Raw genomic sequence first — 21,801 nt, 5'->3', positions numbered from 1 at the left:
CGGCCGCGCGGGTCAGATGCGCCAGGAGCGGAGCGCCTCGGCGACGTCGTAGATGCTCAGCCGGGTCTCACGGACCTTCCTGATCAGGTCGGACAGGGCCCCGTAGGGAGGGTCGATCCCCTCACCGGACTGATCCATGTACTGGCCGGTCACGAAGGCCGCGAAGAGGCTGTTGCGGTGCGGCAGCGGCTCGAGACGCACGACGGTGTGCAGGAGGGCCGCCGCCCGCCAGGCGCTGTCCGGGTTGGACGCGGCCAGGGTCGGCATGCGGGTCTTGTGGCGGGCCACCGCCGCGACGAGGGCCGAGTAGTCCGTGACCGACACGTCCTCGTTGTCGAGGGCGGCGTCCTGGACGTCCAGGAGCCATGGGACATCGATGTACAGGGGTTCGCTCATCAGGCGGCGGTGACTCCCTCGCCGCGCTGGGACGGCGGGATCTCGTCCGGGAACGCCTCGTCGAACTCGGCACGCAGCCGGTCCGCCCACGAGGCCGCGCCGGACACGAACCGCTTGCGCTGCATCTCGCGGACGCCGAGGTCGTGCATGTACTGCTTGAGGCTCTTGCCCTCCGCCGCGGCGGCGGCGCGCACGCCTTCCATTTCTTCCTCGGTGAAGGTCACGTTGAGTGATGGCATACCGGCATGGTACCTACTCGGTACCTGATACGCGACTCACCGGACGGGGGAGGGTCGCCCGGCATGTCGGCGCCCGCACCGCCCCCACGGTCGGCGAGTATTTCGCCGATCGCGGTCCCCGGAGCGCGCCCCGGGAGCAGGGAGGCAGTGGTGACGATCGAACGGGTCGGACTCGTGGTCCACGGCGGTCGCGAAGGCGCCGCCCGCGCGGCACGCCAAGTCCGGGAGTGGTGCGACGAGAACGCCGTGGTCTGCACGGACATCGACGTGTGGAGCGGCCAGGGGCGGCGCAGCGCCCGGGAGGAGGTGGACGCGGCGGGTGACCCGGACCTCGTCGTCACCCTGGGCGGCGACGGCACCTTCCTGCGCGGCGCACGGCTCGCGGCGGAGAACGACGCCCTGATCCTGGGCGTGGACCTCGGACGCGTCGGATTCCTGACCGAGGTCCCCGCGCCGGCGGTGCGCTCCGCCCTCGACGCCGTCCAGGGCGGTCACCTGGAACCGGAGAGCCGCATGCTGCTCACTCTGCGTGCCTCACGGCTGCTGGAGATCCCGGCGGAGATGGAGGCGCTCCTGCGGTACGGGCGAGGACCGCTGCTGCCGCCCCCGCGGGTGCGCACCGACTGCGAGAGCGGTGACGAGTGGGGCGTCGCCCTGAACGTCACGGCCCTGAACGACGTGGTCCTCGAGAAGCTCTCGAGGGACCGGCAGATCTCGGTGGGCGCCTACATCGCCGGCCGGCTGCTCGCCTCGTACTCCGCCGACGCGCTGCTCGTGGCCACACCGACCGGCTCCACCGCCTACAGCTTCGCCGCCGGCGGCCCGGTCGTCTCGCCCCGCGCGGAGGCCCTCGTCCTCACGGCGGTGGCCCCGCACATGACGTTCGACCGCTCCGTGGTCACCGCACCGGACGAGCCCGTCGGACTGCGGATCCTCGAACGGTCGGGCCGGGCGGCCGTGAGCATCGACGGGCAACTGCGGGGCGTCCTCGATCCGGGCGACTGGCTCGGCGTCTACGCCGCTCCCCGCCGGCTGCGGGCGGTACGGCTGGGACCCATGGACTTCTACGGCCGGCTGCGCGAACGCATGCGGCTGACGGACGCCCCGGCCGCTGTCGCCGACGGCACGCCCGCCCCGCTGTGGCCCGTCAGCACACCCCCGCCGGGAGACCTCGCACACCTGGCGATGCCGACCCCGGCCGAAGGGGACCGAGCCGATCTTCTTCGCGAACAGCCGTAAACATCCGTCAACGGCGTACAACCCCCGAAGGGGACCAAAGGTCTCACTCAGTGGCTTCAGCAAGACCATGGGGAGGCCAGTCCGTTCACGGATCGAGGTGCCATGAAGCGTTCCATGCAAGCCGTAGGGGCGACGTTGACCGCTGTCGGGGCCATCGGGGCGGGGCTGCTGGTGACGGCTCCCGCCGCCGGCGCGGCGACCGCCGGCGCGACCGCGTCGTACAACGGGGTCTGCGGCTCCGGCTACAAGGTGGTGAACTCCATGCCGATCGGCGCCACCGGCACGGTGTACCTCACCTACAACTCGTCCACGGGCAGGAACTGCACCGTGACCATCCGCAACACGACGGGGTCACCGACGTACATGGTGGCCTACGTGCGCAACATCGACAGTGGCGAGGACCAGTACGACGAGGGCGACTACCGCTCGTACGCCGGGCCGGTGTACGTGTCCGCGCGCGGTGCCTGTGTGGAGTGGGGCGGCGTCATCGGCAACCTCCAGGCGTGGAACTACGGCTCCAACTGCGGCTCACTGGCGGCCGGGGCCCCGCAGAAGGACTGGTTCGCCGGCGAGCGGTGACGCGCCACCGGAGACCGGCCGGGGCCCCGCCGTGCGGCGGGGCCCCCTTGCGCCGTTCGGGCCGGGTCCCTCAGGCCGGCTTGCGCCACACGGAGACGTGCTTCGCGGAGTCCTCCGTGAACGGGCGGCCGTCCCAGTCCCCGACGCGGCATTCCCGCTCGAGCCCGGCGATGCGGGCCATCAGGTCCAGCTCCGCCGGCCAGGCGTACCGGTGCCGGGAGTTGTCGCGGCGGTAGGTGCCGTCGTCGGGGTCGCGGGTGAAGTGGTTCGAGACGAGGACCTGTTCGACCAGGTCGAAGGTGTCGAAGCCCAGATGCCGCTCGGAGACGTCGAACGGCACCGCGACCTGTCCGGGCGGCAGGAACCGCAGCGGTGGCACCCCCAGCTCGACGACGAACCGGCCGCCCGGGCTCAGATGGCGTGCCGCGTTGCGGAAGCACTCGACCTGCTCGTCCTGGGTGAGCAGGTTCGAGATGGTGTTGTAGACGAGGTAGACCAGGGTGAACCCGCCGGGGACGACCGTCGTGGCCATGTCCCCGAGGGTCACCGGCAGCGTCTCCTCGTCGGTCTTGCGCCGCAGGACCGACGCCATGTGCTCGGACAGCTCGATGCCCACCACCGGCACGCCGCGTTCCCGCAGCGGGACGCCCACACGTCCGGTTCCGATGGCGAACTCCAGCGCCCGGCCGTCCCCCGCGAGCTCGGCGAGAAAATCGAGGGTCGGTCCGAGTACGGCGGCGGAGGCCATCCCGGTCTCGGCCTCCTCGGCGTCGTAGCGGTCGGCGGTCTCGCGGGTCCACAGTTCGCTGCTCGTCACGGTCGGCGATTGTGCCCGGCGCCGGCGGGAGCTGTCGAAGCGTTTTCGGCCGGGGCGTCACCGCCCGTCGCGCAGCCGCAGCAGATACGTCGCGGTCAGCGCGACGGCGGGATCCCCGTCCCCGGACAGCTCCACCAGGGCACCGGACGCCCTCGCACCGGGAATGCCCGCCAGCGCCTGGGTCAGCCGGCCCCGCGCGGGTGCGTCGGCCGCGTCGTGGGCGAGACGGCCGACGATCCCGGCCGCGATCCCGTCCGCCGTCGCGGTGTCGACCGCCAGCACGCTGAGCGCGTCGGCCGCGTCGGTGTCGTTCCGTCCCTCCACGACCATGTCGATGAGCGTCGGGACCGCGTCGCCCACGCCGCGCGTCCCGAGCGCCAGCGCCGCGTGTCCGCGCACCACGGCGTCCGGGCTGTCCAGGGCCTGCCGCAGCGGCCCGGCGGCCTCGGCGCCGGGCAGCTCGGCGAGGGCCTGGACGGCACGCCGACGCACCGCGGCCACCGGTGAGCCGAGACCCTCCGCCAGCAGCGCCGTGGAGTCGTCGCCCGCACGCGCCAGCGCCCAGCGAAGGGCTCCGGCGACGTTGGGGTCCGTCTCGCCCAGCGCCGCCTCGACCAGGGCCTCCACCGGCACCGCGGCCTCGTGGACCGAGGAGAGGGCCGCGCGCTGGCGGGCGCCCGCGCTCTCGGAACCCAGCGCCCGCAGGAGCGCCACGGCCCGGAGGACGTCCTCCCAGCCGGCCGGACCGGTGGCATCGATCCGGCGCAGCCGCGTGAGCAACTCGGTCTCGGCCTCGATGCGTTCGCGGGTCCGCCGGACGAGGTCGTCGACGAGGGCCGAGGGCGCGAAGCCGGGTTCGTCGAGCGCACGACCGATCTCCCGCAGCGACAGCCCGAGCGACCGCAGGCTCTCGATGTGGAAGATCCGCCGGATGTCGTCCCGGGAGTACTCCCGGTAGCCGGAACCGGTACGGCCGGAGGGTCGCACCAGGCCGAGCGACTCGTAGTGCCTGAGCATGCGGGCACTGACCCCGGACCGTCGCGCCACCTCACCGATCAACACGTTCTATCGTCCCCCACTGCCCGGTCCGCCGAGGGCCACGACGCGCTTCGCCTCCTCGATCGCCGGTCCGAACCCGGCGTCGGGGTCGCGCAGCAACTGTCGCGTGGCGAGGGCGTGCGCACGCACGAGTGGGACCGGATCGCTCGCCGCGGCCTCCACCACCGGCACGGCCGCCTCGTCCAGCGCGACCAGTGCCCGGCTGAGACTCAGCTGCGTCTCCCGGTCGCCGCGCCCCAGTTGCCCCGCCAGCGCCGCCGCCAGGGCGGCCTCCTCGCCGTGCGGGACGAGCACGACCGCGGCCCGCCAGGCACTGCGCGCCACCTCGTCGTCCGCGTCGGACAGTACCGCCGGTGTGATCGACGGCCACGCCCGCCGGTCCCCGATCTTGGACAGCGTGTGCAGCGCCTGACTCCGCGCCTGCGACCGCCTCGACCGGACCTCAGCCACCAGCCGGGGGAGCGTCAAGGACACCGGGTGACGGGTGAGCGCCCAGGTCAGCATGTCGCGGACGAAGAACTCCGGTTCGACGGCGGAGCGTTCGACGAGCCTGTCCACGAAGCGCGGATCCGGTGCCGTACCGACTGCCAGGGCCGTCCGCAGCCGCACCGACGCCCGCTCGTCCTCCAGACCCAGGAGTGCTCGCATCGGATCCGTGTCCTGTTCCGCCATGGTCATCAGGACCACCTCCTCGGCAGTCAGTGAAGACCCTGCCACCGTGTCAAGGTCAAGGAAGCGGTGGTCGGGACACCGGTCCGCGGGGGAGGATGGGGCCATGACGGGAGAGAGTTCCTCGATCGACAGCACCAGGCCCAGCATCGCCCGCGTCTACGACTACCTGCTCGGTGGCAAGGACAACTACGCGGTGGACCGGGAGATCGGTGACGTGTTCAAACGCGACCTTCCCGGTTCGGTGGCGATCGCCTTCGCCAACCGGGCGGCGTTGACCCGGGCGGTGCGGGAGATCGTGGCGACGACCGGGGTACGTCAGTTCATCGACCTGGGCAGCGGCCTCCCCACCGCCGACAACGTGCACCAGGTCGCGCAACGGCGGGTGCCGGAAACGAGGGTGGTGTACGTCGACACCGACCCCCAAGTGCTGGTCCACGGGCGGGCGCTGCTGGAGGAGAACGACCGGACGCGGGTGGTGCCCGTCGACGTACGCGATCCCGAGGGGATCAGGAACCACCCGGACACCCGGGAGCTGATCGACTTCGGCCGTCCTGTCGCCGTCATGTTCAGCGCCATCCTCCACCACGTCAACGACGACGAGGATCCCGCCGGGATCGTTCGCTACTGGCGCGAGCAGGTGCCGTCCGGGAGCCACTTCTTCGTCAGCCACTTCCGGTCCGGGAACAATCCGGAGACGGCCGAGGCCGAGAAGGTCCTCCAGGCGACGTTCGGCCGAGGCCGGTGGCGGACCGACGCGGAGATCGCGGCCCTGCTGGACGGTCTGGAGATGCTCGAGCCGGGGATAGTCCCGGCGCCCCTGTGGCATGCCGAGGCGCCCGGCGAGGGGTGGAACGGCGACGGGGAGCCGGAGTTGACCGTCTGGGAGCGTCTGATCGCCGCCGGGATGGCCCGGAAACCGTAGCGCCGGCCCGGACGGTGCTCAGTCGAGACAGAACTCGTTGCCCTCGACGTCCTGCATCACGATGCAGGACTCGTTCTCCTCGTCGGCGAGCAGCACCCGCTGCTGCACCGCGCCGAGGGCCACCAGTCGCGCGGATTCGGCCTCGAGCACGGCGAGACGCTCGTCCCCCACGAGTCCGGTACCGGTCCGCACGTCGAGATGCACCCGGTTCTTGGCGACCTTGCCCTCGGGAACGCGCTGGAAGAACAGGCGCGGACCCACCCCCGAGGGATCACTGCACGCGAACCACGCGTCCCGCTCCTCGGGAGGCAGCGAGAGGTTGGCATCGTCCCAGGTGGCGAATCCGTCCGGCGGCGACGGTGCGACGTAACCCAGCACCTCGCACCAGAAGCGGGCGACGCGCTCGGGCTCCGCGCAGTCGAAAGTGATCTGAACCTGCTTGATCGACGGCATCCGGGCACCCTAACAGGGGCGTTGCGCTGCCCGGCGACCCTCCGCAGGGCCCCCGCGCCCCGAGCACGAGGGGTGTTTCGGGACACCGCCGAGCAATTCACGGCACCCTTTGCCCAATGGCCCGAATCGGCTGTTATCAGCTCCGCGGGAGCGACTACGGTGTGAGCCGGGCGACGCGGGGGAGTGGACGAGAACGTGGGAGCGTACGGCAGGTCCCCCGGGAGCGGTGGGCGTGTGACCGGCCGGTCGGCTTCGGTCGTGCTGCCACCGTCGCTGCGCCTGTGGTTCGGGCTGATCGCGGCCCTCGCCGCGCTGGTGGTCGTCGTCTTCGGGGCCGCGTACGCCGACGAGAGCGAGCCGAGCGCGACGGACGTGCGGATCTGGGCGGCCGTCGACGGTGTGGGGGCGCCGTGGCGGCACGTCGCCGTGGTCACGGACTTCCTGGGGGAGCCCGGGGGAGCGGTACTGCTGGTCGCGGCCCTCGTGACGGGCTGCCTGCTGCTGCGCGACCCCCGCGCGGCGGTGTTCCTCGTGACCGGCACCGGCCTGACCGTGGGAACGACGACACTCCTCAAGCCCGTGGTGGGACGCACCATCCACGGCGACAACCTGTCCTACCCGAGCGGGCACACCGCCTTCCTCACCGCGATCGCCCTCATGCTGTCGCTGCTCGCGACCGGCCGGCTCGGCCTCGGCAGAGCGGTCGGCGTGGCGTTCGTGTTCGCCGCGGGGCTGGTGGCCGGCGCGGTCATGGGCTGGGCGCAGGTCGCCCTGGGCTCGCACTACGCGACCGACACCCTCGGCGGCTGGTGCACCGCGCTGGCGGTGCTCCCGGTGACCGCGTGGCTGGTCGACCGGACGGCCGACCGGCTGGCCCACCGGAGAACCGACGGACCGGCCGACCCGCCGCCCGAGCGGAGGGTCGGCGCCGGCCGTCAGCAGTGCCCCTGACGCGGCGTCAGGGGCCCGCCGTCACTTCCTCACCGTCCCCCTGCGCCGTTCACCTCACGTCACCTCACGCCAGGCGGCGGAACACCGGCTTCACCGCTCGCCCGCCCATCCAGGGCGTGGGGTCGGCGGCGTCCAGCGCCTTGCGGTACACCGCGCACGCCTGCGCCACCACGTCGACCGTCTGATCGATGTCGGCGTCGCTGAGCGCACCGCTCACCACGAACGACGGGGCCAGCACCCCGCCCGTGAGGAGCCGGCGCAGGAACAGCGTGCGGTACCGCTGGGACGGTTGCCGGTCCTCGTCGAGGGTGGCGAAGACCAGGTTGCTGGCCCGCCCCCGGACGACGACGTGCTCGCCGACGCCCATACCGGCCGCCGCCTCGCGCACCCCCGCCGCCAGCCGCTCCCCGAGGGCGTGCAGCCGCGCGGTGACGCCCTCCTCGACGTAGGTGGCCTGCACCGCCATCGCGGCCGCCAGCGCGTGCGTTTCCGCGCCGTGCGTGGTGGACAGCAGGAACACCCGCTCGCCCGGGTGACGCAGCCCGCCCCGCTCCATCAGCTCCCGCCGCCCGGCCAGCGCGGCGACGGCGAACCCGTTGCCCAGCGCCTTGCCGAACGTGGAAAGGTCGGGGACGACGCCGTACAGGCTCTGGGCGCCCGCCTCCGACCAGCGGAAACCGGTGATCATCTCGTCGAAGACCAGCACACAGCCGTGCCGGTCGGCCAGTTCGCGCAGCCCGGCGAGGTACCCGGGCGGCGGCTCCGTGTGGGTGGCGGGCTCGAGGATCAGACAGGCGACCTCGTCCCGGTACCGGGTGAGCAGTTCCTCCGTGGCGGCCAGGTCGCCGTAGGGGAACGCCACGGTGAGCTCGTCGGTCGCCGCCGGCACCCCGGCGGACATCGGTGTGGTGCCGATGAACCAGTCGTCGACGGAGAAGAACGGATGGTCGGCGCAGACGGCCACCCGGGGCCGCCCGGTGACGGCCCGGGCCAGGCGCACCGCGGCGGTCGTGGCGTCGGAGCCGTTCTTCGCGAACTTCACCATCTCGGCGGTCGGCACCGTCGCCAGAAAGCGCTCCGCGGCCTCGGCCTCCACGATCGACGGCCGGACGAAGTTGCTGCCCCGGTCCAGCTCCCGCCGTACGGCCTCCGTCACCCGGGGGTGGGCGTGCCCGAGGCTGACCGACCGCAGGCCCGAGCCGTACTCGATGTACCGGTTGCCGTCGACGTCCCACACGTGGGCGCCGCTGCCGTGGCTGATCACCGGGGCCAGGTCCTCCGGGTACTGGTCGTCGCCCTTGGCGTAGGTGTGCGCCCCCCCGGGGACCATGGCGTGCAACCGCTCGTTGGCCTGCCGCGACCGGGGCAGACTCGGCTCTTCCGCGTTCACTTCGGGTCTCACCCTTCCCTGTGCTTGAGGACCTCGGCGAGGCTCGGTGCCCGCCGGTCCCGCTCGGACATCGAGGTGACCGGCAGCGGCCAGTCGATGCCGAGGTCCGGATCGTCGAAGGCGATCGTCACGTCCTCGGCGGGATCGTGCGGGCGGTCGATGCGGTACGACACGTCGGAGGTGTCCGTCAGCGACTGGAAGCCGTGCGCGCACCCCGCCGGGATGTACAGGGTCGCCTGCGTCTCGCCGGACAGCTCGAAGGAGGCCCGGCCGAGATAGGTCGGCGAGTGGGGCCGCAGGTCCACGACGACGTCGAAGATCCTGCCGTACGAGCACCGCACCAGCTTGGCCTCGCCCGCGCCGGAGCGCAGGTGCATGCCGCGCAGCACGCCCCGGACCGAGCGGGAGACGCTGTCCTGGACGAAGGCGGCCGGGTCGAGGCCCGCCGAACGGATCACGTCGGCGTCGAAGGTGCGGCAGAAGAAGCCGCGTTCGTCGCCGTGCGGTGTCGGCTCGAACAGGTACGCGCCGGCTATCCCGGGAACTTCGGTGGCCTTCATGGTGCCTCCCGCAGGGCGTGGTGGGGGCCGGACGCCGGTAACAGCACCGCGGCCAGGTCGGTGAACTGCTGCTCGACGCGCCGGGCGACGGCCTGGTTCCGCTCGAAGAGGGTCCGCCGCAACCGAGCCGAATCCCGCTCCAGCTCGCGGAACTGTTCGAGCAGCCGGTCGGCGTCGGCCTCGCGGGCCGGGTGGCAGTAGGCGCCCATGCCCATCTCGGCCATGAGCACGTCGCTCTTCGTCGAGTAGCTGAGGGCGAGCGTCGGCGTGCCGACCTTCAGCGCGCAGACGATGTTGTGGTAGCGGGTCGCCACCACGCTGTCGGCGCACGCCGTCTCCTTCATCAGGTCGGGCAGCGAGGCCGCCTCGGCGACGGTGACCAGCGGCGAGCCCACGGCGTCGACGATCGCGGCGGCCACCGGCCGGTCCAGCTCGTCGCCGGTGAGCAGCCGGACCGGCCTGCCCTCCTCGACCAGCGCACGGACGAACCGCGTCGTCCCGTCGAGATAGCGGCGGTGGATCTCCTCGGCCCGGTCGCGTTCGTCGTTGTTCCCGTGGAAGTCCATGACGCCGACGCAGACCGGGCCGGGCATGCCCGCGGACTCGTTCGCCGCCGGCGCCGGCAGGGCGAACACGAGGTCCGCGTAGACCTCGTCCCGCGAGGTGTCCACCCCCATCGCCCGCATCGCCTCGCGCGACGCGGCGTCCCGGTACGAACGGTACGCCGCCAGCCGCGTCGACCAGCGGGTCAGCACCCGGGTCGGCCGGTTGCCGATCGGGCCCGCGCCGACGCTGACCAGTGCGACGCGGGTGCCGAAGAGCCGGCCCATCGCGCAGAGCAGGAACAGCGAGTACGGGAAGCCCCACGGCCGCAGCGGCAGCGTGGTCTCCAGGACGCCCGTGCCCGGCACGATCACCGCGTCGTGCCGGCGGACCCAGGCCGCGGTGCGGACGACGTCGACGAGTTTGCCCAGACCCTTGGCCGCGATCGAACCCACCCGTGACGCGGTCCGGTACTCACCGCGGTACCAGTTCAGCCGCGTCGCGGGGATCCCGTACCGGGTCGCGACGGTTTCGGGGCCGCCGCACATCGCGTCCACGACCGCGCCGGGACGCCTGGCGCGGAGCTGGTCGAGCACGGCCTCCAGCGATCCGTCGTTGCCGCTGTTGCCGGAACCGAGCAGACCGAACAGGCCGATGCGCACCGGCGTTTCGTCGACAGTCATGCCTGCCTCTTCTCGCGGCCGGCGACGAGGGCGTCGACGGAGACGGTGAGCCGGCCGGGGCCGACGGGGGTGCGGTCCTCGACCCGCTCGCCGGCGCCGGGCCGGACCCGGCTGGTCAGCCACGCGGCCAGGTGGCGGTGGCAGGCGCGCCGGTCGGCCGAGGACAGCGGCGCCCGCCCGATCGCGGAGGCGAAGCCCCAGACGTACTCGGCGAGCAGGCGCGGCGTCGGGTGCAGCGGGCCCGCCCGGCGCGGGTCGAGGTTGACGCACCGGGCGCGCTTGGAGGGGTTCGCCCGCTCGGCGCGGGTGGGGTGGTCGCGGCGGAAGTACAGCAGCTCCGGCACCTGGTGGAAGCGCCCGTGCAGGGTGATCTCGGCGACGAACGTCCGGTCCGCGTGGTGGTAGCTGTCGTGCGGCTTCACCCGGCGCAGCATGCCGGCCCGCATCACCCCGTAGAAGTCGTCGCCGCCGGGCTCGAACAGCAGACTGCGGAAGCGCTCCGGGGCGCGCGGGGAGTCGGTGGCGAGCCCGTACTCGTAGGGCACCTTCACCTTGCCGTCGCCGTCGATGACCGCCTGGCCGCTGTGCGCCAGGACCACGTCCGGCCGCTCGTCCAGCACTTCCACGCACCTGCGCAGCAGGTCCCGGGCGTAGAGGTCGTCGTGCGAGGCCCACTTGAACAGCTCGCCGCGGCACTCGGTGAACACGTAGTTGTGGTTCGGGGCGGCGCCGATGTTCCGCGGCAGCCGGATGTACCGGATGCGGGAGTCCCGGGCGGCGTACCGGCGGCAGATGTCCCGGGTGCCGTCGGTCGACGCGTTGTCGGTGATCACCAGTTCGAAGTCCTCGTAGGTCTGCCCGAGGAGGGCGTCCAGCGACTCGGCCAGATACTCCTCGCCGTTGTAGACGGGAAGGCCGATGCTCAGCCGGGGGTGGGGGGTGGTCATGTGGTCCTCACTTCGGGAAGGGGTTGGTGGTCGCGCTCGCGCAGGGCGGCCCGCAGTTGCAGCCACCACACGACCGAACCGCAGACGGACGCCGCGGCGGCGCCCCAGGCCGAGCCGACCGTGCCGCCCGCGACCGCACCGCCGAGCCCGCCGGCGACGTAGCAGGCGGAGGCGAACAACTGGCAGCGCAGACTGCGCCGGGCGGCGGCGAGCGCCCGCAGCCCGGCCGCCGCGCCGGTGCCGAGCCCCGCGCCCGCGACGCTGAGGGTGACCGGCACGATGAGTTCCGAGGCGCCGCTCCAGACGTCGCCGAGGACGAGTTCGCCGAGCCGGTCCGGTACGAGCAGCAGTGCCGCGCCCCACAGCAGCGCGGCGACGGTCTGCCCGCCGCCCAGTAGGAAGCAGAACTTCCCGAGCCGCTCCGGGGCCTGCCGCAGCACCCGGGCCGACTCCGCGACGGTGACCAGCGACAGCCCCATCAGCACCGCGAGGAACGGGCCGAGCAGCAGCTCCGCGCCCCGGATCACACCCACCGCGCCGACCCCGACGATCGCGCCGAGCCCGTACGCACGGATCTGACCCGCGCCGCTCACACCGACGTTCTCGACCAGGTACCGGTAGCCGAGGTCGCGGTGGTCGCGGTGCCACTCGCGCGCTCCGGCCGGCCGGGGCCGGACACGGGACTGGAAGCAGCCGTACACCGCGGCCACCGTGGCGGACCCGCCCCAGGCGAGCAGGAAGGCCGTCACGCTGCCGACGTAGGCCGCCACCACCATCGCCGGGACGAGCGCGACGGCCCACACGACGTCGTTGACGAACGCCTTCCGTCCGATGCCGGCGGCGAAGAAGGAGTACCGCCAGGCGTCCTGGAGCAGCAGCCCCGGCAGCACCACGCCGAGGGCGGCGAATGCGGCACCCACCTGACCGCCGATGCTCAGCCCGGCGACCAGACTCACCGTGCCGATGCCGGTGCCGACGAGGAGAGCGGTGCCCGACGACCGGGCCACCGCCCCGCGCCAGGACGCCTCCGGCACACCGCTGAAGCGGACCACGAGGGGGTCGGTGGCAAGCCCGCGGGAGACGTTGAGCACCACGCCGTAGGTCACCCAGGCCAGGCTGAACACGCCGAACGCGGTCAGCCCGAGCGAGCGCGCAACATAGATGCCCACCACGAAGTTGGACAGGCTGGAGGCCGCCTGGTCGGCCAGCCCCCAGGACAGCCTGCCGACGACGCCCCGCCGCGCGGGCCCCGCCGGTTTCGTGGACTTCTCCCCCTCGACGGTCATCGGCGTCACGCCTTGATCAGCCCGGCGCCGTGCAGGGCGTCGGCCGCCGCGGCGACGGTGTCGAACGGCAGCCCGGAGCGCTCGGCGACGTCCAGCAGACCGTGCTCGCCGTCGGAGAGGCTGAGCACCCACAGCATGGCCATCTGGGCCTGCTGCGCGTCGCTGCGGCCCCCCAGCGAGTCGTACAGGCCGCGCCGCCCCAGCTGCGGCTCCCCGTACGGACTGAGGTTGACGTACCGCCGGTTGCGGTCCAGGACGTCGAACGCCTCGCGGCACACGGCGAGCGTGTCCGCCATCGCCGCCGGGGAGACGAAGTCCAGGTTGTCCGCCGACGTGTGGTACTCGGGATAGCCCGCGTACGGGGTCCGGGTGAGCGAGCCCACGCCGAGGTCGAAGCCGGGCGAGCAGTACTGCCGCTCGTCGTAGCCGTACGGGGTGAACCCGGTGACCCGGTGCGGTCGTTCGGAGGCGGTCAGCACGTGCCGCAGCACCCGGTCGATCTCCGCGTCGCCGCGCCTGCTCCGCTTGTACGTGAGGTCGCCCGGGTCTCCGGCGCAGGCCAGCACCAGGCCGTGCTTGACCCGCTCCACCCGCTCCCTGTTGCGCGCCAGCCAGGTGATCGCCCCGATGGTGCCGGGCGCGAAGACGAACCGGTACGTGTAGTACGGCTGCCGCTGCGCCAGTTCCCTCGCCAGGAACACCGCCACCGCGATGCCGGCCAGGTTGTCGTTGGCCAGCGACGGGTGGCAGACGTGGCAGGAGACGATCACCTCGTCGGCCACCTGCCCGGGCACCACGTGCTCGGCGTAGGTGAGGTGCCCGTCCGCCAGCGTGGAGTCGACGCGGACCTCGTAGTCTCCCTCCGGCAGCGCGTCCAGCGTCTCCTGGGCCAGGCAGAAGCCCCACTGCGCCTTGTAGTAGCTCGTGCGGTACGGCACCAGCGACGGCTGGTCCGGCAGGGTGTGCAGGTGCCCACGCAGCTCGGACAGCGGCATGGTCTTCGACACCGGCACGCTGTAGCCCAGCACATGGAGGCTGGACGCGGCGAAGTCGACGACCCGGCGGCCGGTGGCGTCGGCGACGTACGCGTCCCGGATGTTCCACTCCTGCGGCACCGTCCAGTCGAGGACCTGCGTCCCGGTCGGTACCTCGTGCACGTGCAGAGGGATGTACTCGTCGACGATCCGCAGGGTCGCGCGCACACCGTCGCCCGTGATGCTCCGGCACAGCGGGTACAGCCGCTCCACCAGCGCGTACATCTCCTCCCCGGACTCGGTCATCGGCGCCACCGCAGGGTGTCGTCGACGGCGCCGGTCTCGGCGGCCCCGCGCAGCACGGCCAGGCGGGTGAAGCGCCGCTCGAAGTCCTCCCGGGCCAACCCGTGCGCCCGGTAGGCGTCGGCGAGTTCGAGCGCGCCCTGCTTCACCGTCCACGCGCAGTCGAAGCCGGGGATCGCGGCCCGGAAACGGGAGAAGTCCACCCGGTACGAGCGCGGATCGGCGCCCGTCTCCCCGGTGATGACCACCTTGGAACCGGACACCGCCGCGGCGACCTCCTCGGCGATCTCGGCGACCGTGACGTTGTTGACCTCGCTGCCGATGTTGAACGCCCGGTCGTGCACCGCCTCGCGCGGCGCCTCCAGGGCCGCCGTGAAGGCCCGGGCGATGTCGGCGGCGTGCACCAGGGGCCGCCACGGGGTGCCGTCGGAGAGCACCAGCACCTCGCCGGACAGCAGGGCGTGACCCACCAGGTTGTTCAGCACGATGTCCGCCCGCAGCCGGGGCGAGTAGCCGAAGGCGGTGGCGTTGCGCATGTACACCGGGCTGAAGTCGCCGTCGGACAGCGCGTGCAGGTCGTCCTCCACCCGCACCTTGGACTCCGCGTACGGCGTCACCGGGCGCAGCGGCGCCTCCTCGGTCACCAGGTCGCCGCCGCCCGCGGCGCCGTAGACCGAACACGTCGACGCGTACAGGAAGCGCTGCACCCCGGCGTCCCGGGCCAGCCGGGCCAGCCGCACGGACGCGTGGTGGTTGATGTCGTAGGTCAGCTCGGGCGCCAGCGAGCCCAGCGGGTCGTTGGACAGCGCCGCCAGGTGGATCACCGCGTCCACCCCGGCCACGTGCTCGGCCGTGATGTCGCGCAGGTCCACCCGCAGGCCGGGCGGGTCGTCGGGCACCGGGCCCAGGACGCAGTCGGCGAACAGGCCGGCGTCGAGGCCGACGACCTCGTGTCCGGCGGCCGTGAGGACCGGGGCCATCACGGTGCCCAGGTACCCCTGGTGTCCGGTGAGCAGTACGCGCAAGGTTCAACCCCCCAGGTTGAGAGTGAGTTTGGCGACGTCGAACGCCTCGGCATAGCGGGCGTGGCACTCGATGCCGCGGATCCGGGCGAGCCCGAGGAAGGCCTCCCGGTCGTACCAGGGCCGGTGCCGCTGCGAGGGATAGTGCTCCTGCAGCAGCCGCACCTTCCGTTCGGCGATCTCCGGCGTCAGCGGCTGGTACGCCGACGGCCGGCCCAGATCGCCGTCCCACTTGACGATCTCGTAGCGCAGCACGAGATGGTCGCGGAACGCGGTGGTCATCAGCTTCGCCAGGCCGCGGTGGTCCTGGTGCGCGTCGTCGGTGCGCGGCGCCAGCACCAGATCCGGCTCCGTGCGCCCGCGCAGCTCCTCGACCGCCGCCTTGGCCTCCTCCCAGTGCGCCGGCATACGGCCGTCCGGCAGCTTGAGCACCGTCGGCCGCAGGTCGGCGCCCGGGCAGAACGCGGCGAGCGCGGCCCGCTCCTCCTGCTCCCGTTCGCCGCCGCCGCCGGAGAGTACCAGCGCGTCGACGCGCACCCCCGGCCGCGCCAGGCACAGCGTCAGCAGGGTGCCACCGGCGCCGATGGCGATGTCGTCGCAGTGCGCGCCCACCGCGACGACCCGGTCCGGGCGCCCGGCGCCGAGCGCGATCACGCGGACCCCGCCCCGGCGTACGGTGCGGCGCCGTCCCGCTCCCACACCGCCCACGGACGTTCGCCCCGGGTGTAGGCGGCGTCGAGCGCCGCCCGCTCCTTGACGGTGTCGGTCGGTTTCCAGAAGCCGCGGTGCTGGTGCGCCACCAGCCTGCCCCGCTTGGCCAGTTGGGTGCAGCCGTCGGCGACCAGGTCGCCGTTCTCCGGTATGTGGTCGAAGACCTCCTGGCGGAGCACGAAGTAGCCGCCGTTCTCCCACAGCGGCAGGTCGCTCACCGCGGTGATGCCGCCCACCAGACCGTCCTCGCCGAGGTCCACGCAGTGGAAGGAGGACTGAGGCGGCACCACCATCATCGACGCACCGGCGTCCCGCCGGGCGAAGGAGTCGATCATCTGCGGCAGCGGCGCGTCGGTGAGCACGTCGGCGTAGTTGGCGAGGAACATCTCGTCGCCGTTCAGGTGGTGCCGCACCCGGCGCAGGCGCTCCCCGATGGGCGACTCGATGCCGGTCTGCGCGAACGTGATCGTCCAGTCGGCTATGTCCGTGGACAGCAGCTCGGTCCGCCCGCCCCGCAGCACGAAGTCGTTGGACGTCGTCTCCTCGTAGTTCAGGAAGAAGTCCTTGATGTGGTGGGCGCCGTAGCCGAGGCACAGGATGAACTCCTTGTGCCCGAAGTGCGCGTAGTAGCGCATCACGTGCCAGATCAGCGGCCGCGGACCGACCATCGCCATCGGCTTGGGCACGTCGTCGGAGGCGCCCTCGCGCATCCGCATCCCGTAACCGCCGCAGAACAGTACGACCTTCATGCTGTGACCTCTCGCGACGCGGCCTCGACGATGCTCAGTTCCGGGATGGGGAAGACCAGCCGGCCGCCCCACTCGTGCACGAAGGACAGCTGCTCGACCAGCTCGGCCCGCAGGTTCCACGGCAGGACCAGGACGTAGTCCGGCCGGTCGGCGGCGATCCGCTCCGGAGACAGGATCGGAACGCGGGTGCCCGGGGTGAACCTGCCGTGCTTGTACGGGTTGCGGTCGACCGTGTACGCGAGCAGGTCGGGCCGGACGCCGCAGTGGTTGAGCAGCGTGTTGCCCTTGCCCGGGGCGCCGTAGCCCACCACCGTCTCGCCGCGCTCGGCCGCCTCGATCAGGAACCGCAGCAGGTCCCGGCGCACCTTGGCCACCCGGGCGGAGAACTCCGTGTACCCGGACAGCTCCTGGAGCCCGGCGGCCTTCTCCCGGTCCAGTACGTCGGCCACCCGCCCGCTCGGCTCACCGGCCACCTCGGCGGGCCGGGCCCACAGGCGGATCGAGCCGCCGTGCGTGGGCAGCAACTCGACGTCCACCAGGGTGAGTCCGCCACTGGCCAGCGCCCGGATCGCGGACGCGACCGTGTAGTACTGGAAGTGCTCGTGGTAGATCGTGTCGTACTGGTTCTCCTCGATCAGCGTCAGCAGGTGCTGCACCTCGATCGAGACCCAGCCGTCGTCGGCGACCAGGGCACGCAGCCCCTTGGTGAAGCCGATGACGTCGGGGATGTGCGCGTACACGTTGTTGGCCACCACCAGGTCCGCCGGGCCGTGCTCGGCGCGCACCCCCGCGCCGGTACCGGGGCTCAGGAACTCCGTGAGCGTGGGCACTCCCGCCTCCCGCGCCGCCGCTCCGACGTTCACCGACGGCTCGATGCCCAGACAGCGGATCCCGCGGTCCACCATGTGCCTCAGCAGGTACCCGTCGTTGCTCGCGACCTCGACCACGAAGGCGTCCGGGCCCAGGCCCAGCCGCTCGACGGCGCCCGCGGTGAACGTCCGCGCGTGCTCCACCCACGAGGTCGAGTAGGAGGAGAAGTACGCGTACTGCGTGAACGTCTCCTCCGGCGTGATCAGCGCCGGAATCTGCGCGAGCCAGCAGTCGGTGCACACCCGCAGGTGCAGCGGGTACGCCGGCTCCGGCCGGTCCAGTTGGTCCGCGGCGAGGAAACTCTCGCACGGCGGTGTCGCTCCCAGATCGACGACGCTCTCCATCGCCGCCGAGCCGCAGAGTCGGCATCGTGTCATCTACTGCCCCCATCCCCCCTGCCCGCGGGGGGTGTCCCCGCCGCGAGCCAGTGCCGGCCGCCCCGCGATCGCGGTGCGGTACCCCTCCAGCAGGCGCTCCAGCCCGACGGCCGGGCTGAAGCCCTGTTCGTACCGGTGCCGGGCCGCCCGGCCCATCTCCCGGTTCAGGTCCGGCCCGGCCGTGACCCGGCGCAGGCACGCGGCGAGCGAGCCGGTCTCGCCCGGCCGGTGCAGCAGACCCGTCACCCCGTCCTCGACGAGCTCGACGAAGGCGCCGTGACCGGCGGCCACGGTCGGCACCCCGGCCGCCATCGCCTCCACGACCACCAGGCCGAACGCCTCCAGCCACGTCGAGGGAGCCACCACGGCCACCGACCGGGCGATCGCCCGACGGCACTGCTCCGGGTCGTACAGGCCGACGCAGCGCACATCGTCCCGGCCCGCGGCCCAGGCGGTCACCTCGCGCTCCAGCGGCCCCGTCCCGGCGACCACCAGCGGCACCCCGACACCGCCGGCCGCGGCGAGCTCGTCCCACGCGGCCATCAGCAGCCGCACCCCCTTGGCCTCCGCGAGCCGGCCGAGATACAGCACGTGCTCGCCGGTGCCCGTACGGCGGGCCTCCGGATCGGGCACGAAGTTGTGCTTCACCACCAGCCGCTCGGCCGGCATGCCCGCGGCCACCAGGACGTCGCGCTGCGCCGCCGAGATGCAGAAGAACCGCTCCACACCCGACCACCAGCGCCGCCGGTTGGCCGACAGACTGACCGCGAGCGGCACGGTCGCCAGCCGCGAGTTCCGGTAGCAGCCGTGCCGCACGGCCGGCATCGGCGTCGCCCCGACGCACTCGGTGCACGGCCGGCCGTCCCGACGCAGTGTGCCGGGCGGGCAGATCTGCGTGTAGTTGTGCAGCGTGGCGACGGCGGGCACCCCCGCGTCGGCACAGGCGGCCAGCACCGCGGGCGACAGGAGCGGGAAGACGTTGTGCACGTGCACCACGTCCGGCCGTTCGGCCCGCAGCCGGGCGGCCAGCTCCCTGCGCACCGCCGGGTTCCACGGCACCAGCAGCGGCACCGCGGCCTTGCCGGGCAGGGACCGGCCGGCGATGTCGTCGCTGCGCCGCTCGAACACCCCGACCCGGTGACCGGCCGAGCGCAGCAGCGCCACCTCCTGGTCGACGACGTTGTTCTCGCCGCTCGGCTGGGCCGAGTTGTAGCGGTTGTGCACCACGAGGACGTGCATGCTCAGGCCACCTCCGAGGTGCGGGCCCAGCGCGGGACACGGCGCCGGGGCGGTTCGGGCGTCGACAGGGGCGTGACCGGGGCGGGCGCCGCCAGCAGGGACGCGGCCACGGCCAGGTGCAGCAGATACGGCGAGGCGTCGCCGAGGCCCGCCTCGGTGTACGACGCGAGGGCGCAGTAACCGATCAGGAAGATCGCACAGGCCCGCGCCGGCGACGGCGGCCGCAGCAGCGCGACCCCGCCCAGCACGACGAAGACCGCCGCCACCAGGGCGACGCCGACCAGGCCCTGCTCGTGGTAGACCGCCAGCCAGCTGTTGTCGATCGGCAGCCCGTCGAAGGACTTGTCGCCCAGGCCCATGCCGAACACCTTCTCCCCGGTCGTCCGGGGCGCCGCCAGCAATGCGTCCCACACCTTGGCCCGGCCGGTGAGATTGCTGAAGTTCTCCTCGCTCTGACCCCGCAGGAACCACGCCTGGAGCGCGGAGGCGAACACCACCGCGGCCACCGCCGCGGTGAGCACGGCCCAGGAGAAGAACCGGCGGGCGGCGGCGCTGGTCAGGGTGAGCGAGCCGATCGCCAGTGCCAGACCGACGAGCAGTCCGAGCGTGGCCGTACGGGTGTGGGTCAGCAGCAGCAGGACGAGCGAGGGCACGATCACGAGGGCCGCGCTGCGCCGGTCGGTCCGGCCGCTGAGCAGGAGCAGCACGGAGAGCCCGATGATCACCGCCGCGTACTGTCCGATCTGCGGCGGGGTCAGCGGCCACAACGCGCCGACCAGCCGCCCGCCGTAGAGGTCGGGCATGGCCGCGCCCGGTGAGACCAGCGCACCGGCGGCCACCGAGCACAGCACGAAGAAGTACATCCTGATGTGGTGCCGCACGAACGTCGTGCCGCCGTCCCACCAGCGGCTGAGCAGCCACAGGGTGCCGACGAACAGGGAGAACCGGGCGCACCGGAACAGCGCGCCGAGCCCGGACTCCAGGTCCGCGCTCGACAGCACGCTCGGCACCAGCAGCAGCGTGAGCAGGAGCAGGTAGGCACTGGCACGCACGCGCAGGCGGAGATTGAGCGCGAGCGCCAGCACGAACGCGACGGCCAGCGCGCCCATCGTGACCATCTGGATGAGCGAACGCGGCAGCGGGACGACGGTCTCCGCGCCCGTGGAACCGAGCGTGTTGAGGACCAGCAGCCCCCAGGCCGTCCCCACCAGCTTCGGCGTGCGGTCCACGGCCATCTCAACCACCTCCCCGCGCACGGAAGGTGCTGCCCGCGTCCTGCCGGTACGGTGCCGCCCGCCACGCCTCGAAGCCGAGGACCCGGCTCGGGTCCTGGGCGACGAAGCGCCACGGTCCGACGTAGACGTTGTCGTGCCAGCGGTTGTGCTGCTGGTGGGTGACGGCCTTCGCGACCCGCTCGCCCTGGTACGGGGACCAGTCGGGATAGGTGCCGTAGTTGGCCAGCAGCGCCATGCGGTCGCAGTTCTCCGTGCACTCGAGGACGGTCTTGTCCAGGAGGAAGCGGTTGTCGTGGATGTCCACCCGCTGGGTCTTCCACCGGCAGTCGGCGTACAGCGGCGCCTCGGCGATCCCCGGGCGTGCGCAGCGGTCGGTGTCCTCCACCAGCAACGTGCAGTCGCCGGATGAGGTGTTGGCCGGGCTGTTGCAGAACCGGTCGGCGTTCTCCCACAGGGTGATCCCGGACCAGTTGTCCTCCAGCAGGTTCCCGTAGATCTCGATCTTGTCCGTGCGGGCGTCGACCCGCGGTTCGCCACCGGACTCGGAGATGTAGACGGTCGCGTACGGGAAGTTGTCGCCGCCGTCGGTGTTCTCGCGGCCCTCGACCCAGTTGTTGCGCCGGACCGTGTTGTTGCGGACGACCGCGTTGTAGCTGGTCTCGTAGATCAGCGCGGCACCGTCGTTGGACTCCAGCACGTTGTCCTCGATGAGGAAGTCGTTGTTGTTGGTGTCCGCCCACAGGCCGGTCCCGCGGTTGTCGTGCACCCAGTTGCCGCGCACGTCGGCGCCCTGCACGGCCCAGAACTTGACGCCTCCCGTGCAGCCGCAGCCCGGCCGCTTGCGCTCCCAGTCACCGGTGTTGTTGCCCGTGATCTCGTTGCCCTCGACCACCAGGTCGGTGATGACGCCGTTGCCCTTGTACGCGTTCATGCCGTACTGGCCGTTGTCGCGCAGACAGCTGGCGCGGACCTCCTGGCGGTCGCCGGCCATCAGCCCGGCGCCCGAGTTGCGCTGGATCGTGGCGTGCTCGATCACCCACCCGTCGGCCGAGTCGTGGTTGACCACGCCCTCGTCGTGCGGCGCGGCGAAACCCTGCACCGTCAGATGGCTGATGCGGACGTCCGGTGCGCCGCCGCCGAACGCGTACTGGTTGGTCCTGCCGCCGTCGAGCACCGCTCCGGGCGCGCCGATGTACCGGTTCCCGTCCTTGGGGACGACCTGGGAGTAGCGGTCGGACTCGAGACGGTGCTTGCCCGGCCGGAGCCAGAAGGTGGTGTGCGCGGGGTTGTTGCGGGTCTTGGCGGCCAGGTCGCCCACGACGTCCGGGTCGACGGTCACCGCTGACTCGGGCGCCCTCGCCGGCCCGGCCGCGGGCTTCGCGCACACCCGGGCCGCGGGCTTCGCACCGGACGAGGAGGACGGCTCGGACGATGCGGACGGCTTCGGCGCCGGGTCGTCCGGCGCGCCGTCGCAGCCGGTCGCCAGCAGTGCCAGCGTCAGCGCCACTGCCGCCGGCGTCGCGGTCGGCAACGCCCGGCCCCGCAACGTGATCCCCATGTGTCCCCTCCTTCCTGTTCCTGGTTC

At 72.5% G+C, this 21,801-nt stretch carries 22 protein-coding genes and 1 pseudogene; 4 read left to right on the top strand and 19 right to left on the bottom strand.

What is annotated here, in order from left to right:
- Positions 1-12: 12 nt before the first annotated feature.
- Together OHA99_RS00395 and OHA99_RS00390 are read right to left on the bottom strand one after the other, a co-directional pair.
- Entirely contained in the window at positions 13-396 is a 384-nt protein-coding gene (locus OHA99_RS00395; protein ID WP_153176160.1) for a toxin Doc, read from the bottom strand.
- Positions 396-635 carry a hypothetical protein gene (locus OHA99_RS00390; RefSeq protein ID WP_007389722.1) on the bottom strand — a complete coding sequence of 80 codons (240 nt, stop codon included), beginning with the start codon at positions 633-635 and terminating at the stop codon, positions 396-398. The genes OHA99_RS00395 and OHA99_RS00390 overlap by 1 nt, the downstream gene beginning before the upstream one ends.
- Before the next feature lie 150 nt (positions 636-785).
- Between OHA99_RS00390 and OHA99_RS00385 the strand changes: the two genes are divergently transcribed.
- Both OHA99_RS00385 and OHA99_RS00380 read left to right on the top strand, forming a co-directional pair.
- Positions 786-1,874 (top strand): NAD(+)/NADH kinase, encoded by a 1,089-nt coding sequence (locus OHA99_RS00385; RefSeq protein ID WP_153176159.1) that lies wholly within the window; start codon positions 786-788, stop codon positions 1,872-1,874.
- Positions 1,875-1,988: 114 nt separating this feature from the next.
- Positions 1,989-2,453 carry a spore-associated protein A gene (locus OHA99_RS00380; protein ID WP_153176158.1) on the top strand — a complete coding sequence of 155 codons (465 nt, stop codon included), beginning with the start codon at positions 1,989-1,991 and terminating at the stop codon, positions 2,451-2,453.
- Between the two features lie 70 nt (positions 2,454-2,523).
- On the opposite strand, the gene OHA99_RS00375 is transcribed toward OHA99_RS00380, so the two are convergent.
- From OHA99_RS00375 to OHA99_RS00365, 3 genes are read right to left on the bottom strand one after another with little or no spacing between them, the layout of a single operon-like run.
- A complete protein-coding gene (locus OHA99_RS00375) occupies positions 2,524-3,270 on the bottom strand; it encodes a class I SAM-dependent DNA methyltransferase (RefSeq protein WP_405693415.1) in 747 nt (248 codons plus the stop codon).
- 57 nt (positions 3,271-3,327) lie between these two features.
- Positions 3,328-4,332 (bottom strand): MerR family transcriptional regulator, encoded by a 1,005-nt coding sequence (locus OHA99_RS00370; protein WP_153176156.1) that lies wholly within the window; start codon positions 4,330-4,332, stop codon positions 3,328-3,330.
- A gap of 3 nt (positions 4,333-4,335) precedes the next feature.
- Entirely contained in the window at positions 4,336-5,007 is a 672-nt protein-coding gene (locus OHA99_RS00365) for a HEAT repeat domain-containing protein (protein WP_405693414.1), read from the bottom strand.
- A gap of 97 nt (positions 5,008-5,104) precedes the next feature.
- Here OHA99_RS00365 and OHA99_RS00360 point away from each other — a divergent pair, with 97 nt between their 5' ends.
- Positions 5,105-5,923 (top strand): SAM-dependent methyltransferase, encoded by an 819-nt coding sequence (locus OHA99_RS00360; RefSeq protein ID WP_153176154.1) that lies wholly within the window; start codon positions 5,105-5,107, stop codon positions 5,921-5,923.
- Positions 5,924-5,941: 18 nt separating this feature from the next.
- Here the strand turns inward: OHA99_RS00360 and OHA99_RS00355 are convergent, their stop codons facing one another.
- The gene (locus tag OHA99_RS00355; RefSeq protein WP_108988612.1) at positions 5,942-6,376 is read right to left on the bottom strand and encodes a VOC family protein; all 435 of its coding nucleotides are present in this window, start codon (positions 6,374-6,376) and stop codon (positions 5,942-5,944) included.
- A gap of 234 nt (positions 6,377-6,610) precedes the next feature.
- Between OHA99_RS00355 and OHA99_RS00350 the strand changes: the two genes are divergently transcribed.
- The gene (locus OHA99_RS00350) at positions 6,611-7,327 is read left to right on the top strand and encodes a phosphatase PAP2 family protein (RefSeq protein WP_153176153.1); all 717 of its coding nucleotides are present in this window, start codon (positions 6,611-6,613) and stop codon (positions 7,325-7,327) included.
- 64 nt (positions 7,328-7,391) lie between these two features.
- Here the strand turns inward: OHA99_RS00350 and OHA99_RS00345 are convergent, their stop codons facing one another.
- The 13 genes and pseudogenes from OHA99_RS00345 to OHA99_RS00285 all read right to left on the bottom strand — a co-directional run bounded on the left by OHA99_RS00345 (position 7,392) and on the right by OHA99_RS00285 (position 21,774).
- Positions 7,392-8,717: a glutamate-1-semialdehyde 2,1-aminomutase gene (locus tag OHA99_RS00345; RefSeq protein WP_153176152.1), complete on the bottom strand. Its 1,326-nt coding sequence runs from the start codon at positions 8,715-8,717 to the stop codon at positions 7,392-7,394.
- 8 nt (positions 8,718-8,725) lie between these two features.
- The gene (gene rfbC, locus OHA99_RS00340) at positions 8,726-9,277 is read right to left on the bottom strand and encodes a dTDP-4-dehydrorhamnose 3,5-epimerase (protein ID WP_405693412.1); all 552 of its coding nucleotides are present in this window, start codon (positions 9,275-9,277) and stop codon (positions 8,726-8,728) included.
- A complete protein-coding gene (locus tag OHA99_RS00335; protein ID WP_366471695.1) occupies positions 9,274-10,503 on the bottom strand; it encodes a polysaccharide pyruvyl transferase family protein in 1,230 nt (409 codons plus the stop codon). The genes rfbC and OHA99_RS00335 overlap by 4 nt, the downstream gene beginning before the upstream one ends.
- Complete coding sequence (locus OHA99_RS00330; RefSeq protein ID WP_366471696.1) at positions 10,500-11,450, bottom strand: glycosyltransferase family 2 protein; 951 nt, start codon at positions 11,448-11,450, stop codon at positions 10,500-10,502. Before OHA99_RS00330 ends, OHA99_RS00335 begins: the two co-directional genes overlap by 4 nt.
- Positions 11,447-12,736, bottom strand: a complete 1,290-nt coding sequence (locus tag OHA99_RS00325) for a hypothetical protein (RefSeq protein WP_153176148.1) — start codon at positions 12,734-12,736, stop codon at positions 11,447-11,449. Before OHA99_RS00325 ends, OHA99_RS00330 begins: the two co-directional genes overlap by 4 nt.
- Before the next feature lie 5 nt (positions 12,737-12,741).
- Positions 12,742-14,025, bottom strand: a complete 1,284-nt coding sequence (locus tag OHA99_RS00320; protein ID WP_381547233.1) for a DUF4910 domain-containing protein — start codon at positions 14,023-14,025, stop codon at positions 12,742-12,744.
- A complete protein-coding gene (locus OHA99_RS00315; RefSeq protein WP_405693409.1) occupies positions 14,013-15,038 on the bottom strand; it encodes an NAD-dependent epimerase/dehydratase family protein in 1,026 nt (341 codons plus the stop codon). Before OHA99_RS00315 ends, OHA99_RS00320 begins: the two co-directional genes overlap by 13 nt.
- Before the next feature lie 3 nt (positions 15,039-15,041).
- Entirely contained in the window at positions 15,042-15,689 is a 648-nt protein-coding gene (locus OHA99_RS00310) for a PIG-L deacetylase family protein (RefSeq protein ID WP_153176145.1), read from the bottom strand.
- Positions 15,686-16,495: a glucose-1-phosphate cytidylyltransferase gene (locus OHA99_RS00305; protein WP_381498030.1), complete on the bottom strand. Its 810-nt coding sequence runs from the start codon at positions 16,493-16,495 to the stop codon at positions 15,686-15,688. Before OHA99_RS00305 ends, OHA99_RS00310 begins: the two co-directional genes overlap by 4 nt.
- A complete protein-coding gene (locus OHA99_RS00300; RefSeq protein ID WP_164380616.1) occupies positions 16,492-17,742 on the bottom strand; it encodes a class I SAM-dependent methyltransferase in 1,251 nt (416 codons plus the stop codon). The genes OHA99_RS00305 and OHA99_RS00300 overlap by 4 nt, the downstream gene beginning before the upstream one ends.
- Positions 17,739-18,981, bottom strand: a pseudogene (locus OHA99_RS00295) (glycosyltransferase). Before OHA99_RS00295 ends, OHA99_RS00300 begins: the two are co-directional and overlap by 4 nt.
- A gap of 2 nt (positions 18,982-18,983) precedes the next feature.
- The gene (locus OHA99_RS00290) at positions 18,984-20,216 is read right to left on the bottom strand and encodes an O-antigen ligase domain-containing protein (protein ID WP_153176142.1); all 1,233 of its coding nucleotides are present in this window, start codon (positions 20,214-20,216) and stop codon (positions 18,984-18,986) included.
- Position 20,217: 1 nt separating this feature from the next.
- Positions 20,218-21,774 carry a right-handed parallel beta-helix repeat-containing protein gene (locus OHA99_RS00285; protein WP_405693406.1) on the bottom strand — a complete coding sequence of 519 codons (1,557 nt, stop codon included), beginning with the start codon at positions 21,772-21,774 and terminating at the stop codon, positions 20,218-20,220.
- Between the last annotated feature and the right edge of the window lie 27 nt (positions 21,775-21,801).

The organism is Streptomyces coelicoflavus, from assembly GCF_045041415.1.
Lineage (GTDB): Bacteria > Actinomycetota > Actinomycetes > Streptomycetales > Streptomycetaceae > Streptomyces > Streptomyces coelicoflavus.
Note: the sequence above shows the minus strand (reverse complement) of the source record. Positions and strands in the feature narration are given on the sequence as shown.